This is a genomic window from Thermopirellula anaerolimosa (assembly GCF_054657335.1).
The window spans coordinates 259,195-274,757 of the sequence record NZ_BAAHYX010000004.1 but is presented as its reverse complement, the minus strand read 5'-3'; the positions used below and the strand labels follow the sequence as shown (position 1 = coordinate 274,757).

The 15,563-nt window shown below is 59.4% G+C and carries 11 protein-coding genes; 8 read left to right on the top strand and 3 right to left on the bottom strand.

Annotated elements, in window-relative coordinates:
* Positions 1-117 precede the first annotated feature (117 nt).
* A complete protein-coding gene (locus ACYQ6J_RS01700; protein ID WP_460182460.1) occupies positions 118-1,236 on the bottom strand; it encodes a prepilin peptidase in 1,119 nt (372 codons plus the stop codon).
* 417 nt (positions 1,237-1,653) lie between these two features.
* On the opposite strand from ACYQ6J_RS01700, the gene ACYQ6J_RS01695 reads away from it, so the two are divergent.
* The 3 genes from ACYQ6J_RS01695 (at position 1,654) to ACYQ6J_RS01685 (ending at position 6,932) form a co-directional block, all read left to right on the top strand.
* Positions 1,654-3,453, top strand: a complete 1,800-nt coding sequence (locus ACYQ6J_RS01695; RefSeq protein ID WP_460182459.1) for a M14 family metallopeptidase — start codon at positions 1,654-1,656, stop codon at positions 3,451-3,453.
* 62 nt (positions 3,454-3,515) lie between these two features.
* Positions 3,516-5,294, top strand: a complete 1,779-nt coding sequence (locus ACYQ6J_RS01690; protein ID WP_460182458.1) for a M14 family metallopeptidase — start codon at positions 3,516-3,518, stop codon at positions 5,292-5,294.
* A 63-nt stretch (positions 5,295-5,357) separates the two neighbouring features.
* Positions 5,358-6,932: a right-handed parallel beta-helix repeat-containing protein gene (locus tag ACYQ6J_RS01685; RefSeq protein ID WP_460182457.1), complete on the top strand. Its 1,575-nt coding sequence runs from the start codon at positions 5,358-5,360 to the stop codon at positions 6,930-6,932.
* Between the two features lie 55 nt (positions 6,933-6,987).
* Here ACYQ6J_RS01685 and ACYQ6J_RS01680 read toward each other — a convergent pair whose 3' ends face one another.
* Positions 6,988-8,433 carry a sulfatase family protein gene (locus tag ACYQ6J_RS01680; protein WP_460182456.1) on the bottom strand — a complete coding sequence of 482 codons (1,446 nt, stop codon included), beginning with the start codon at positions 8,431-8,433 and terminating at the stop codon, positions 6,988-6,990.
* A 348-nt stretch (positions 8,434-8,781) separates the two neighbouring features.
* Here ACYQ6J_RS01680 and ACYQ6J_RS01675 point away from each other — a divergent pair, with 348 nt between their 5' ends.
* The 3 genes from ACYQ6J_RS01675 (at position 8,782) to ACYQ6J_RS01665 (ending at position 11,372) form a co-directional block, all read left to right on the top strand.
* Positions 8,782-9,162: a P-II family nitrogen regulator gene (locus ACYQ6J_RS01675; protein WP_460182455.1), complete on the top strand. Its 381-nt coding sequence runs from the start codon at positions 8,782-8,784 to the stop codon at positions 9,160-9,162.
* Positions 9,163-9,295: 133 nt separating this feature from the next.
* Complete coding sequence (locus ACYQ6J_RS01670; RefSeq protein WP_460182454.1) at positions 9,296-9,919, top strand: D-sedoheptulose-7-phosphate isomerase; 624 nt, start codon at positions 9,296-9,298, stop codon at positions 9,917-9,919.
* A gap of 97 nt (positions 9,920-10,016) precedes the next feature.
* Complete coding sequence (locus ACYQ6J_RS01665; RefSeq protein ID WP_460182453.1) at positions 10,017-11,372, top strand: BNR repeat-containing protein; 1,356 nt, start codon at positions 10,017-10,019, stop codon at positions 11,370-11,372.
* Between the two features lie 92 nt (positions 11,373-11,464).
* On the opposite strand, the gene ACYQ6J_RS01660 is transcribed toward ACYQ6J_RS01665, so the two are convergent.
* Positions 11,465-12,367 (bottom strand): endonuclease/exonuclease/phosphatase family protein, encoded by a 903-nt coding sequence (locus ACYQ6J_RS01660; protein WP_460182452.1) that lies wholly within the window; start codon positions 12,365-12,367, stop codon positions 11,465-11,467.
* 157 nt (positions 12,368-12,524) lie between these two features.
* On the opposite strand from ACYQ6J_RS01660, the gene ACYQ6J_RS01655 reads away from it, so the two are divergent.
* Both ACYQ6J_RS01655 and ACYQ6J_RS01650 read left to right on the top strand, forming a co-directional pair.
* Entirely contained in the window at positions 12,525-13,949 is a 1,425-nt protein-coding gene (locus ACYQ6J_RS01655) for a BNR-4 repeat-containing protein (protein ID WP_460182451.1), read from the top strand.
* 77 nt (positions 13,950-14,026) lie between these two features.
* Entirely contained in the window at positions 14,027-15,478 is a 1,452-nt protein-coding gene (locus ACYQ6J_RS01650; protein ID WP_460182450.1) for a sulfatase, read from the top strand.
* Positions 15,479-15,563 lie beyond the last annotated feature (85 nt).

Genomic DNA, 15,563 nt, shown 5'->3' with positions numbered 1-15,563 from the left:
GTATCACTCCCTGCCAAAGCTTAGCTCACGCGTCAGGGGGGACTACAGTGTTCGGCACAGCGGACTCCGAAGTCACCATACGGCGATCGGAGCGCGGGGCAAGGTGGATGCGACACATCATCGGATGACAACCCAGCCCAGGAAGAGTAGCCAAAGAACAAACATTGGAATAGATCGAATTCGCTTCGGGATGCCGTTGTTTTTGGGCGTCGCTTCCGCCGAGTCGGGCCACAACAATGTCCCAAGCCGCCAAGACGGATGCGGGGATAGTTTGCTGAGCAGTACTGCGCCGGCGGCCACTGCCGCGAGAAACGCGATGAAAACTCCGACTTCCGTCGTTGAGGCAAGGGTCCAGCCGCAAATGCCGCACGCAAACGAATACTCCCAGCCTGAACGGGGGGGATTTGAGGCGGGGGCCGAATTGGCTGCACCGAAATCTTGCTCTTCTGACTTCTCTGAGCGGGGAGCCTTACCGCCTTTCTGCACAATACCAGCCCATCCGCGGTGGGGTTTTAGAGGCGAGCTGGTGCTTCTCTGCACAGTAAAACCAAACCAAAGATCTAAACCTAATCCCCCTACAATGGCTAGTATAATGGCAGCCCAGCGGTCAGGATTCTTTTTCGATGATACGCTTTCGGTCTGATCAACCTGCCTCTTTGTAGTCAATTGGGGTGATGCCGGCGTCGATCGGCGCGAGATTGGGCCGTGTACCGGGGTTACAGCGTCATCCGCCGAGCGATGAGGGGCGACGCTGCCCACAATCACAAGCAGAATGGCCGTTGTCCAAAAGGACATGGGCACGCGCCCGCCGTCAAAAAGGATGAGGGCGGCGGCCAACAAGCTAAGACTCACGCCGATGTAGACGCCGGTTGGAATCAGAGCGGGATGGACGACCCCCATCTGGAGCAGAGAATCCAGTATGGGCACCCAGCGCCATTCTCCGCTGCTAAGCGCGATGAGCAATGCGTCCACACCGGCCAAGGCCTCGACCAGGGGATAACGCTTTGCGATGGGAGCGCCGCAGTCCCGGCATCGCCCTCGGAGCAGGAACCAGCCGAAAACCGGGATATTGTCGTGCCACCTTATGGGGTGCAAGCAGATCGGACAGCGTGACGGCGGGTGGACGAGGCTCAATCCTCGTGGAAGGCGGTAAATTACCACGTTCAGGAAGCTTCCGAGAACGCTTCCCGTTACAAAAAACCAAGTCAAGATGACGATTTCGCCCAGATCGGCCACGAGCTTTCGGCGAGGTCGAACCTCACACTGCGGTAAATTCTCGGGAAAATGATCGCCCTATCGCACAGCCTGGCGAGGGCAAGGGAGCAACCCATTGTACTGCAGCGCCGTCACCGCCGGTATCCGATCGCGGCATCCGGGAGATGCCTCCGCCGGGAAGACACATTCGCGATGTGGGAACGGCTGTTCCGCGTCTTCGGTTCTCGAGCACAGCTTGGTGGCCCATCACGATCACGGCGGCCCAGCGGAATTGGCGGATTAGCTAATCGAGTTGGGTTACACGGACCGGGACGTGTGTTAATCTTGGTTAGAAGAGGTTTTGACGGGAACAGCATTTCTGACAAGACCGTTGCGACGACAGCCGTTTTTTCTGAGCGGAACTTGTTTTGAAATCGCAAACCAAGCGGAGATAGGCCGTTGATTTACGAAAGACCTGGAAACAGTGCCCGAAGTCGGGTTTGGCGAAGCTGCTCGTTCTTGGTTGCGGCGTCTTGCGTCGCCTGTGCGATTGGACCGTTTCCGTTGCTTGCGGAAGACTGGGACCCGCGCGCCGGGTTTCCCGACTGGAACGAGGTCTGCCGACGCGTCGAGGAAATTGGGGCGGCGTCGTCTTTTTGCCGGGTTTCAAGCTTAGGGAAGACGCAAGGTGATCGCACGATTTGGTTGATGGAATTGGGAACCGGGAGAGCCAAAGACAAGCCGGCGATTCTTTTGGTGGCCGGGGCGGATGCCGAGCAATTCTCCTCAGTCGCGGTCTCTTTGCGACTGGCGGAGCGATTGATTGCCGATGCCGAATCCCGCGGCGGCAAGAAGAGTCTTTTGGAACGATGCACCGTCTATCTGTTGCCGGTCGCCTCCCCGGATGCCTACGCGGGCATTTGGGAGAACCCACTTTGGGAGCGAAATCGAAACGCACGACCCTGGGACGAGGACGGGGATGGGCTTGTCGATGAAGACGGCCCGGAGGACGTCGATGGCGACGGCAAAATATTGACGATGCGGATCGTGGATTCTGAGGGTGAATGGGTTTCTCACCCGCAGGATGAACGTGTGCTGGTGCCGTTTGAACCTGCCGACGTCGGCCGAACCCGGTATCGGGTCGTCAGCGAAGGAATCGACAACGACCATGACGGGGTTGTCAACGAGGATCCCGCCGGCGGGACGGCCTTCAACCGCAATTTTCCGTTCGAGTATCCCTTTTTCGCCTCGGAAGCGGGCCCGTGGCAGGTGAGCGAACCCGAAACGCAAGCGGCGGCGGATCTCTTGCTGCGTCAGGGGAACATCGCCGCCGTGATGGTGCTTGGGACGTGCGACAACATACTCAAGCCCTGGACGCCGGATTCATCGGCCGAGTCCGCCCGCATCAAAAAGAGAATCTTGGCGTCGGACGCAATCTTTTTCGATCCTTTGGCGAAGTTTTACAGAGATACGACGGGGTTTTCGGATCGAGCGGAGTCCCGACCGGAAGGCGGTTCCTTTTTCGCATGGGCATATTTTGGAGCAGGCCGCTGGAGCTTCGCGGCCAGGATGTGGGTCCCCACCGTAGAGGGCAAGACTTCGACTGATCCCAGCCCGGAGGATGGCTCGCGCGATTCCCGCGAGGATAAGCAGCCGGAATCGGACAAGAAAGGTGCGGTTGACGGAAAAGAGGACCAACGGGGTCGGTTTGCGAGGGACGTGTTGGCTTATTGGGAGGCAAGAGGAGTTCGCCCGTTCGTCAATTGGCATCGCTTCGACCATCCCGACTATCCCGGCCGCCGTGTCGAAATCGGCGGCTTCGTTCCGACTTTGCAATGGAATCCGCCTCCGGAGGCGGTGGAAGACCTGGCGACAAAGCACGAACAATTTCTCGCCCGAGTCGTGGAGGCGTTGCCGCGACTCCGCATTTCGAGGTCATCGCTGGAGCCTTTGGGCGGCGGTCTGTTTCGCCTTACGGCGGAAGTGGAAAACACGGGGGAATGGCCCACCATGCCCAAGATGGGAGAGATCAACCGGCAACCGTATCCTGTGCGGGTGGAGTTGTCGGGCGAGGGCTGGGAGTTGGTCCAAGGATTTCGCAAAACTCTCATCGAACCATTGCCCGGACATGGCGGTCGCAAGGAATTGCGATGGATTCTGCGGCGGCGAGATGACTCCGCGCGCCTTCGAGTGCAAGTTACGGTCGCTGCCCCCCAGGTTGGGCGGGTGGCTAAAACGCTGGAGTTGCCCGCGGAATGAGGGCGTTGGATCATCGAAAGAGTTATTCCCCAACTTTTGTGATGTCATACGGAGTCGCTCGAATGCCGAGACTATTGTCGGGAGCCTATTTCACGGATACACGTTTTGTCGGCGGTCTTGCTTTATTAGCGGCGTTTGCCGTGTCTCTCCCCTGCCCCGCCGAAGAGCTTCCTTATCCGGTCATGGGGACTCCGGTCTCGCCTCGCATCCCCACCGCGTGGAATCGTTATCACGATTACGAGGAAGCCACGGCATTGCTGCGGCAAATGGCGGACACCTATCCCGGGCTGTGCCGATTGGAGTCTCTAGGGCAATCGTACCAGGGGCGTGAACTGTGGCTATTGACTGTTACCGAGCAGGGCGACGTTTCCGACTCCGCGAAGCCGGGCTTTTGGCTGGATGCCGGCATTCACGCCAACGAAATCCAGGGGACGGAGGTGGCCCTTTATACCGCGTGGTTCCTGTTGGAGTCCTTCGGCCGGAACGAGAAGATCACGCGTGTGTTGAAGGATCGCGTGTTTTACATCATGCCGATGTTGAGCCCGGATAGTCGCGACGCCCATCTTCATACCCCGCAATCCACGCATACGCCGCGGGGCGGGCAAGTCCCGTTCGACGACGACCGCGATGGCACGGTGGACGAGGACGGTTGGGATGATTTGGACGGCGACGGCAACATCACACTGATGCGGGTCGCCGATCCCAACGGTCGATACAAACCGCATCCCCGCTTTTCGGAGTGGATGGTGCCGGCCGAACCGGATGAACCCGGGCAATACCGCATTCTCGGACCGGAGGGCTACGACAACGACGGAGATGGCAAGATCAACGAGGATCCGCCCGGCAATTACGACCCCAACCGCAATTGGCCCTGGCAGTGGCAACCGCAATACGTGCAAGGCGGTGCGATCCTGTATCCGTTGGCTTTGCCGGAGAATCGCGCCGCGGCGGAGTTCATTCTGCGACACCCGAATATCGTGGGCGCTCAATCCTTTCACAATTTCGGTGGGATGATCTTGCGGGGACCGGGTTCCGCCGAAGATTCGTACCCGGGAGACGACATCGAGGTCTTCGATGCCTTGGCGCAAAAGGGCGAGAAGATTCTGCCGGGCTATCGTTACTTGGTCATTCACAAAGACTTGTACACCGTGTACGGCGGAGAGTTGGATTGGCTCTATCAGATGCGAGGGATTTTCTGTTTCACCACGGAATTGTTCACCCCGCGCAATTACTTCGGTGACCCGACGGATCGAACGGTCAACTTGCGCGAGGAGCAGATGCGGGAATTCGACCGGTATCTCTTGCTGGGACAAGGTTATGTGCCATGGAAAGAAGTGCGCCATCCGCAATACGGCAAGATCGAGGTCGGCGGAGCGGTGAAATCTTGGGGGCGCCAACCTCCGGCGTTCATGCTGGAGGAGGAATGTCATCGGAATATGGCCTTCGTCTTATATCATGCCGATCAGATGCCCTTGTTGCGGGTGGGAGACACGGAAGTGCGGCGCGAAGCGAACGGAATCTTGCGCATCACCGCCGCCATCGAGAATCGGCGTTTGATGCCGACGCGTTCAGTCGTAGATCGACAGCGCCGAATCACGCCGCCGGATCGAGTAGCCATAGAGGGAGCCGACAAGGTCATCCTCGGACTAATCAGCGATAGCCCCTTCTTTGAGAATGCCCGGGAACAAAAGGAGAATCCGGGTGAATTAAAGGTCGATTTCGTGCCGGGGATGTCGGCTGTCTATGTCCGTTGGTATCTGCAAGGTCGGGGGCCGCTGGCGGTACGCGTACAGTCGCACAAGGGCGGAATCGACCGCCGAGAACTGGACTTGTCTCGCTGACGGCGATACAAAGATGTCGTCTCGCGGCGGGGCGGATTGGCGCTCCGGGAAGGCGTCAAAGGAGTGTCGCCCATCGGCGATTCCCGCGCCGACCAAGCCGATGGCTCTTGGGTCCGCGAAGCGCTGTCGGTCGTTTGGTTCGATCTTGTGATGGCGGTCGCCGCCGTGCGCCCGAAGATGTTGGTCGTGAGGAGTCCGCATATGTTGCGACAATCGGTTGCGCCGGCGTGCCGACGAACGCGAGAGCCTGACGTTCCGGGGTTCGGTGTTCTGCAATCCCTGCGAATTGTGAAGCGAGCCGCGCTGTGGGGGTTCCTGGCAGCGGGTTGTTGGGCGGCGGCGGCTGAACGCACCGTGGGGCCGGGCAAAGACTTTGCCAGGATTGAGGATGCCTATGCGGCAGCCGCGCCGGGCGACGTGATCTTGGTCTATCCGCGGGAAGGCGGAGAACCGTATGAGACGACGGCGCTCTTGGTAAAGAAGCCGCGATTGACGTTTCGGGGAGTGACGCAGGTTATTTCGGCTTCGGTGGGCGGAAACTCGCAGAGCTTAGTTCGCGTTTCGGGGAAGGGCTTCGACTACAGCGGTCGAGGCAGGACGCCGCGGGCCGTCTTCCAGTTCGACCCCGAGGCGGACGGGTGTGTACTGGAGGGCTTCGAGATCTTCGGTGCCCATAATGACTCGCACAACGGGGCCGGCGTCCGCATCAATCAGGCCGACTCCGTGGTCATCCGCGGTTGTCGCATCCACGGAAACGACATGGGCATCATGTCTAACGGTGACGGTTCGCCGGCAGCGGGCGTGGATCAAAGGATCGAGAAATGCATTATTTATGGAAACGGTGATCCGGCGGATCCCGGCTACAATCACAATCTCTACCTCGGTGGGGCGAGCGTTCGCTTACGCTTCTGTGAGATTTATGGGAGTCTGACCGGGCACAACGTCAAGAGTCGTGCCCATCACACATGGGTGGAATGCTGCTACATCCACGATTCCGCCAACAGGGAACTGGACTTGGTGGACGCAGCGGAGACGACCATTCCGGAAAGCCATGCCGTGCTTTGGGGGAACATCATCGCGAAGAACCCCCGATGTTCCGGCAATCGGGGCGTCATCCATTTTGGGCAAGACGGCGGAAAAGGCCGGAACGGTACGCTCTTCTTGTATTTCAACACGATCGTCACGCCGTTCATTTCGCCGGTGATCGAGCTTTCCACGCCCGAGGCCAAAGCCCGGATGATCGGAAACCTGGTCAGCGACGGCGGTTCGCGGCAGTCCGGACAAAGCTTGATCGCAATGCGGGGCGGTGCCGAGCCTGTCGGTTGCCTGGCGGTCGATAATTGGTTTACCGGAAGCTTCGCCGTCCGCTGGGATTCCCTCGCATCCCGGGAGGACAACTCCTTTGCGTGGGCGTGGCCGCTTTTCGCCGATTCGGCGGGGGGCGACTTTCGTCTTATCCGCCGGTCCGTACCGCCGGACCTTCCCGCCTATCCTTCGGACAAGATCGTCATCCCGGCGTTCTTGGGTGAAGAATCGCAGGCGGAACCGGCGGCGTGGCGCTACGTGCATCCGGCATCGGGTGAAGCGCGATCAGACCGCCGACAACCGATCTTCGGCGCGCAACCGATCTTCGAGTAAACGACACACAGACTCTTGAAACCGGCTTCGTTGACGCTCCAACGGCAACCCAAACTCATTGCCGGGAAATTGTCTTGTCGAGTTGCGGCTTGCCCGGTTGCAGTTCCGCCTGATGCCGCGCGACGAGTTCCCGAATACTCGCGATTACCTCCGGGTGCGCGGAAGCGACGTCCCTCTGCTCCCCAGGATCCATTTCCAAATTGAACAGCAGCGGCGGTTCGTGGACCTGCCGGTTGGTGTTGCTGCCGTACGGTTCTTCGGTAATGAAGTGCGCCTTGTACGGTCCCTGGCGTACCGCGTAGAGTTGGGTACCGCGGTAAAAGAACATGTGAGTTCTCGGGCTGGGGCCGGTCCCGAACATGGCGGGGCTGATATCGTAGCCGTCCAAGACGCGATCCCGCGGGACCTCCGCCCCGGCCAAATGTGCGGCGGTGGGCAAAATGTCGAGCGTGCTGCCCATCTCGCGGACGACGGAACCGGCGGGAATGCGTCCGGGCCACCACATCACGCAGGGCACCCGCATACCTCCTTCCCAAGTGCTGCCCTTGCCGTTCCGCAGGACTCCGGCCGAACCGCCTTGTTCCTCGAAGACGAGCCACGGGCCGTTGTCCGAGGTGAATACGACCCACGTATCCTCCGCCAACTCCGCCTCGCGAAGAGTTGTCAATATCGTCCCTACGGACCGATCGATCTCCTCGATCACATCGCCGTACAGGCCGCGTAGACTGCGATTGACGAATTCGGAAGACCGAAACAGGGGGACATGAGGCATCGTGTGAGCGAGATAGAGAAAGAACGGCCGATCACGGTTGGCCTGAATGAATCGCACGGCTTCTTCGGTGTATCGCCGCGTCAACGTCGTCTGGTCGGCGGGGCGTTCGATGATTTCCGTGTTTCTCATCAACGGCACGTTCCAGAAAGAGACCTGAGGGTCCAGGAAGGCTTTGCGACCGGGCGGGGCCGAGGCGACGCGATCCATGTCGTTGGAATAGGGGAGACCGAAGTATTGATCGAACCCCTGTCGCGTCGGGATGTATTCGGGAAGATGGCCGAGATGCCATTTTCCGACGCAGGCGGTGGCATACCCCCGCCCGGAAAGAATCTCCGCCACGGTGATTTCATCGTCGGGCAAACCGCCGGCCGAGTCGGGGAAGAGCACCCGGCGGGTGTCGGAGCACATACCGCTGCGGATCGGAAGCCTGCCCGTCATCAATCCCGCCCGACTGGGAGTACAAACCGATGCCGCCACATAAAAGCTGGTCCATTTTTGTCCCTCGGCGGCCATCCGATCCAAGTTGGGGGTGTTGATCGAGGGGTGACCCCAACTGGCGATATCTCCGTATCCCATGTCATCCGCGAAAATGATGATAAGATTCGGAGGGCGATGTTGACTGGGAACCTCGGCAGGCGGCTCATTTCCTGACGCGAAAACCAATGGTGTCCAGGTCAGGCACGCGACCAAAGTCGAAATCAAGGGCAAGGTGCGCATCCAAGCCGACATGGTGGGATTCTCCTTTTCGAGAAAAATGTATCAATCACCGCGGGCGGGCTTGATTGCGTATTTAGGCGGAGTTCGCCGGAAGTAATTCCCCAGAGCCGCCTTTGCTTTTCACAGTATGAACCTCGCTCAGCCCGGAAACAAGACGGTTCGTGGAGCTCTCGTGCTCGCTGGCGGCGCCGTGATGGTGGTTGATTACCGTGCGGAAGACCGATTATGTTGGAGCGTTGTTTCGCGTCACATTATCAAAAGAACGGCGCGGTCGGCTTTCGCGAGTTGCGGATGCTGCGTCTCCGCCGGCCAAGAAGGTCGGCAGCGGACCGCCGTGTCGGTTCAAAGAGAACGACGCCGATGAGGCAAATCGTTGCCATTGTTCGCCCCTTCGTCGCGGAACGGGTTCTGGAATCGCTCAGAAACGCTCCGGTGGAAGCCATTACGGTTTGCGAGGTGAAGGGATTCGGACGGCAAAAGCACTACCTCGAGGAGTATCGCGGCGGAGTCTACGCATTTGCCTTCCTGCCCAAGGTGGAGATCACGTTATGGGTCGATGACTTGCGAGCGGAAGAGGTGATGCGCATGGTGGTGCAGCAGGCCCGGAGCGGCCGAATGGGGGACGGTAAGGTTTTCGTCGTGGCTTCCGAGGCGGTCGTCGTCGACCTCGCAGCGCCCGAATGCGGCGGGACCGACGCGGCGGACCCGAAACACCCCCACGCTAAGGAAGATGACGGATAACCGTCTTCGCGTAGCTGAATCGTCGCCGAATGTCGGATGAGGCGTGTTGCGAATCCGGCGCGGTCCTCGTGCAAAGAGTTGGCCGAAGTGAGACGTTGGTCGTGATTTTTGTCGATGAGAAAGGCGGGTTGGTATGTTGGGCGGTCATTGCAGCTTGCAAGAGTACATGGACCGATTGGCGAGCGAGTTGCGTAAGCTCGATGAACGAGCGTTGAACGACTTCTCCGGCATGATTGTTTCGGCTTGGGAACATGGGAGGAACGTCTTTGTTTGCGGTAACGGCGGGTCTGCGGCGACGGGGTCGCATCTGGCCCAGGACCTGGCCAAGGGAGTCATTCGTGAAAGCGATCTGGTGAGCGGTTCCATGCGCAGGATCCGCTCCATCAGTCTGACGGCCAACATGGCGTGGTTGACGGCCTTGGCCAACGACCTGGGATATGAACAGGTCTTTGTGCAGCAACTGGCGAATTATGCCCAAGCCGGCGACCTTCTGATCGCGATCAGCGGTTCCGGAAACAGTCCGAACATCATTCGTGCCGTCGAATGGGCCAACGAGCACGGTTTGGATACCTACGGCATGACCGGTTTCGACGGCGGGGCCTTGAAACGTTTACAGAAAAAGGGCCTGCACGTGGCTCTCAACGACATGGAAATGGTGGAAAGCATTCACTCCTGCGTGTGTCATTGGGTTGTCGATGACGTTCGGGCGCGAATTTATCGGCAAGGACTTTACAGTGCGGGTGTGGTTTCGGAGTAGACCGTGCGATCAACCCCGTAGTTCACCCCTCCGTTGTCATGTTGTCCCCCGCGGCTTTCTCCCTCCCCGCCATTCCCAAGCAAAAGGTGTCCCGGCCATGACTTTCTCCCGTCTGTTGATTCTCGCCGTCATTCTGGTCGTCAGCGGCGTGTGCCGTCCGATCGTTGCTGAGAGCGATGCCGATACGAGCAGCGGAGTCTTGGGACGCTGGGAAGTGGACCGCGTTTGGGCGGGCCATCCCGTGGGATTTTTCCTGCTCACCGCCGGGCAGCGTCAATACGTGGCCTATTACGACGCCGACCGCGTGATGACGGTGGCCTCGCGCGAGCTATCGCAAGAGGTATGGACCCGGCAAAAGCTGGATTCGAAAGTGGGCTGGGACAGCCACAATGGAATCGTGATGGCGCGGGATACCGACGGGCGACTGCACTTGGCAGGCAACGTGCACGTCCAACCCTTGGTGTATTTTCGCACCGCGGAACCGGACGACATCACCACGTTTCAGGCGATCCACCGCATGGTGGGGCGGGACGAGCAGCGATGCACCTACCCGCGGTTCATTTCCCGCCCTGACGGCACGTTGATCTTTTTCTACCGGGATGGTGCCAGCGGGCGCGGGCGCCAGTTTTTCAATGTATACGAGGCCGCATCTCAAACCTGGCGGCGTCTGTTCGATGAACCGATGTGGGACGGCGGCGAGGAAAAGAGCGCTTATCCCTCGGGACCGATTCTCGGACCGGACGGTTGGTGGCATGTCTGCTGGATGTGGCGCGATACCCCCGATTGCGCCACGAACCACACCCTTTGCTACGCGCGATCCCCGGATTTGGAGCATTGGGAAACCGTTTCCGGTCGAGCGATCGCCTTGCCGATCACTCCCGACAGTCCGGATGTCATCGTCGATGGAACGCCGGTGGGCGGAGGGATGATCAACATGGGGCATCACGTCGGTTTCGATCACGAGCGAAGACCGATCCTTTCCTACCACCGCTACGACGATGCGGGGCGGAGCCAAATCTTCGCGGCACGCTGGGAGGCGGGGGCATGGAAAATTCGTGCCCTCAGCGACTGGGACTACCGCTGGGAATTCAGCGGCGGCGGATCCATCGGCGGTGAAATCAGCGCCGGTCCGATACGCCCGGACGGTCCCGGATTGTTGCAGCAGGAATTCCACCATAGCCGTTACGGCAGCGGGATGTGGCTTCTGGATGAAGAGACTTTGGCGGTTCGAGAAGTCCGCCGGATCACCTCCGGATTGCCGGACGCTTTGCGAAAGGTGGAATCATCCTTCCCCGGTATGCAGGTTCGCATCGCGTCCGACGCGGGCAGCGCCCCGCGCGGGCGCTACATCCTTCGCTGGGAGACGTTGCCGCCGAACCGCGATCGCCCGCGCGATCCCCCCTACCCTCCCCCGTCGCGGTTGGAGGTGATTCTGCTGGGAAACGCAGAATAGTATCCGGAGCGTCGATTCCCGACGAGGCGGGCGAGGGAGAAGACTCCATCCGCCGCCCTTGGGATTGGTTGAGTAAGCTTTTCGCCGCCGGATCAGTTCGTCGTCAAGGGCCACTCGATCTCGGCCATGACGGGATAGTGATCGGACGGATATTTTCCGTCCTTTGAGTCGTGGAGTATTTCGGCCCGTAGCACTTTCGCTCCCGACTCGACGAAGACGTAATCGATCTTGCCGCCCGACGTGCCGCCTTGAAACCCGTGGAACGTGCCGACGTCTCTGGCGTCAGGGTGAAGAAGACGAAACGTGTCGTGCAGCCGAATCGGAGAACCTGCCGTCTCCCCCTTCAGGAGCCTGATCGCGGGGTTGTCTTCCGCAGCGTTGAAATCTCCCGTCACCACGACCGGACGCATGGGTTCGCGTTGGGCAAGACGACGCGCGAGCAAGTCGGCGCTTCTTTCACGGGATGGTTGGGATTGATGGTCGAAATGGGTATTGAAGACGTACAACTCCCGGTCGCTCGATGATTCGGCGAATCTTGCCCAGGTCACGATTCGGGGAATGTTGTTGCCCCATGTCTTCGACCCCGGCACCGTCGGCGTGTCGGAGAGCCAAAACGTGCCCTGATCGACGACGCGCCATCGGCGACTATCGTAAAGAATCGCGGAATATTCGCCGGCTTGCTTTCCGTCCTCACGACCGACTCCGATTTCCTGGAGGTGTCCTATGGCTTGCCGAATCTCATCGATCTGAAAGCGCAGCGCCTCTTGAAGCCCGACGAAGTCGTACTCACCGCGACGGATGAGATCGATGACCATATCCTTTCGGTTGGACCAGTGATTCGGTCCGTCCGGTGCCGTGCCGTAGCGAATGTTGAATGTCAGCACCTTGGCGCGGAGCGGTGACTCCTCTCCCCGAGTCGTGGAAACGGCCGAGATCAGTAACATCGCAATGGCGGCGAACCCAAGCGAGGGTTTGCATCGTGTCAGGAACGTCATGGCGTCATCCTCTGCGCTGTGAGTCGGTCGGAAGTGGTTACTTTCTTGCACGCCGGAATCAGTTCTCATAATATGTTGGCTGGTGCCGTTTCTCAACGAGTTGCTTGGGAAAAGACGGTGCCCGGTAATGATCCGTTTTCCAGCGTGGAGCGAGAGGATGCGGTCGCGAATCCGTTTTCTTGCGATGCTTTTAATGGTGGCGGTACTTCCGGCGGGTGCGTGGTGCCCGGTTGACTCCTTCGCTGCGGCCTCCGAAAAGGACAACGGCTACCGGGGTATTTGGTTCACATTGGGGCAGTTCACGGAGTACGGCGACAAGTATTCCGGCGGGTTGGGAACGTACACGGCCAACCACGTACCGATCGCGGTTTTCTGTCCCGCCGTCAATAAGACCTTTTTCGTGTACGGAGGGGCCAAGGAAGGCAAACGTCACCTCCTCAACATGATTTCGTACTACGATCACACGCGGAAGACGGTGCCTAAACCTACCATCGTCCACGACAAGCAAGGCGTCGATGATCCGCACGACAACGCCGCGCTGTGGGTGGACGGGGACGGCCACCTGTGGGTGTTCATCAGCGGACGGGGGCGGATTCGCCCCGGCTTTATTTATCGAAGCAAGGAACCGTATTCAATCGAAGATTTCGAGCTGATCAGCGAGCGAGAAATCACCTATCCGCAACCGCGATGGTTTCAGGGTGAAGGTTTCTTGCATCTGTTTACCAAGTACACGAACGGGCGGGAGCTTTACTTCAGCACCAGCCCGGACGGTCGCGATTGGGCCCCCGATCGCAAGTTCGCCGGCATGGGAGGGCACTACCAGACAAGCTGGCAGAACGGCAAGACCGTGTTTACGGCCTTCAATTATCACCCGGGCGGAAACGTCGATCGTCGCACGAACTTGTATTACATTCACACGGACGACATGGGAAGGACGTGGCGCAATGTCCGCGGCGAGGTTCTGGAGCTGCCCCTCTCCGACCCGCACAATCCCGCTTTGGTTCGGGATTACGAAGCCGAGAAGCGCCTGGTCTACATTCACGATTTGGATTGGGACGAGCAGGGTCGGCCCGTCATCCTTTACATTACTTCAGCGAGCTACAAGCCCGGCCCGGAGGGCGATCCGCGTTGGTGGACCGTGGCGCATTGGCTGGGAGACGAGTGGGCATTCCATGAAATCACGTCCGCCAATCACAACTACTCGACGGGCATGATCGACGTTCGGCCCGGAATGTGGCGGGTGATCGGTCCCACGGAGCCAGGTCCGCAGCCGATCGGCTCGGGCGGAGAGATTGCGATTTGGGTCAGCACGGACGAAGGCGAAAACTGGAAAAAGGAGCGGAACGTCACCTGCCGGAGCGAGTTCAATCACAACTATGTACGACGACCGGTGAACGCACAGCCCGACTTTTTCGCCCTCTGGGCGGACGGGAACCCGGATGACTTTTCCGAATCCCGGCTTTACTTTACGAACGAGGCCGGCGACACCGTGTTCCGGTTGCCCTATGATATGGAGGGCGACGAGGCCTTTCCGGAGGTCTTGCCGCCGACGTGCTTAGGCCCCGACGGCCTCGAAAAATGAGGTGACGATGTAGTCGGGCGTTTTCGATGGGATGCCCGAGTTAATGGCTGGAATTCTCTTGCATCAGGAAAACGACCATGGATCATCCGAGGATTGCGGCGGTCCGGATTCACCTTGCGGTGGCGGTATTACTCGTGAGCGTATTTGGGATTGGGTGTGCGGCATCGAACGCTGCGGCGGCGGAGACGCCTTCTCCTAAGGGGCGATTCAACGTCTTGTTTCTGATCGCCGACGATTTGAACAATGCCCTGTCGTGCTATCAACATCCCATGGTGCGAACACCGAATATCGATCGTCTGGCCGCTCGAGGGAGGAAATTCGATCGCGCGTACACGCAGTTTCCCCTGTGCAATCCGAGTCGTGCATCGTTCTTGACCGGCTTACGCCCGGATCATACGCGGGTTTACGATAACGCCGTTCATTTTCGCGAGAATGTGCCCGACGTTGTGACGATGCCGGAGTGTTTCCGCAAACACGGCTATTTCGTCGCCCGAGTGGGAAAGCTGTTCCATTACGGGGTCCCGGGACAGATCGGCACGAGCGGCATGGACGACCCGCAATCGTGGGATGTGGTCGTCAACCCGCGAGGTCGCGACAAGGACGAAGAGGACAAAATCTTCACCCTAGTCAAGGGACAGTTCGGCGGCACGTTGAGTTGGCTCTCCGCCGACGGCGTTGACGAAGAACAAACGGACGGGATTGGCGCGGCGGAGGCCGTGCGACTGCTGGAGGAGCACCGAACCGAGCGATTCTTCTTGGCGGTGGGGTTTTATCGCCCCCACACCCCCTATGTTGCGCCGCACCATTATTTTCAAATGTACCCGGTGGATCAGGTGCCGTTGCCTCAAATTCCGCCCGGTTATTTCGATACCATACCCGCGGCGGCGGTTACCCTCAAACGCGAAGAACGTGAAATGGACGACGGCCTGAGACGACAGGCGGTGCAGGCGTACCTGGCGAGCATCACCTTCATGGATGCGCAAGTCGGGAAGGTTTTGGATTCGCTGGATCGCCTTGGTTTGGCGGACGATACCGTAATCGTAATGACGAGCGATCACGGCTATCACATGCACGAGCACGGTCTCTGGCAAAAGCGTTCTCTTTTTGAGGAGTCAGCCAGGGTGCCGTTGATCGTTGCGGTGCCGGGGATGAAGGACGCCGGCAAAGCTACTGCCGGGATCGTGGAGATGGTGGATATCTATCCCACCCTGGTCGATCTGTGCGGCCTTGCGATGCCGCCGCACCTCGACGGAACGAGCATGAGACCTTTGCTCGAAAACCCGGACCACCCCGGCAAGCCTTTCGCGGTGACCCAAGTTACCCGCGGGGCCGGGAAGAACGTTTTTCACGGCTATAGCGTTCGCACGGCGAGGTGGCGCTACACGGAATGGGACGGCGGCGCCCGCGGTGTGGAGTTGTACGACCACGACAACGACCCTGCGGAAATGCACAATCTGGGCGGCGATCCACGGTATGCCGACGTCCGCGCCGAGTTAAAAAAGCTGATTCCACACCCCCAAGCCAACTGAATGAGGCATCCCAAAAGTAAGGACCTTGGTCTGCGTTCGGATCGTTTTCTCCCCTTACGGGTTACCATCTTCCCATCAGTCGGAC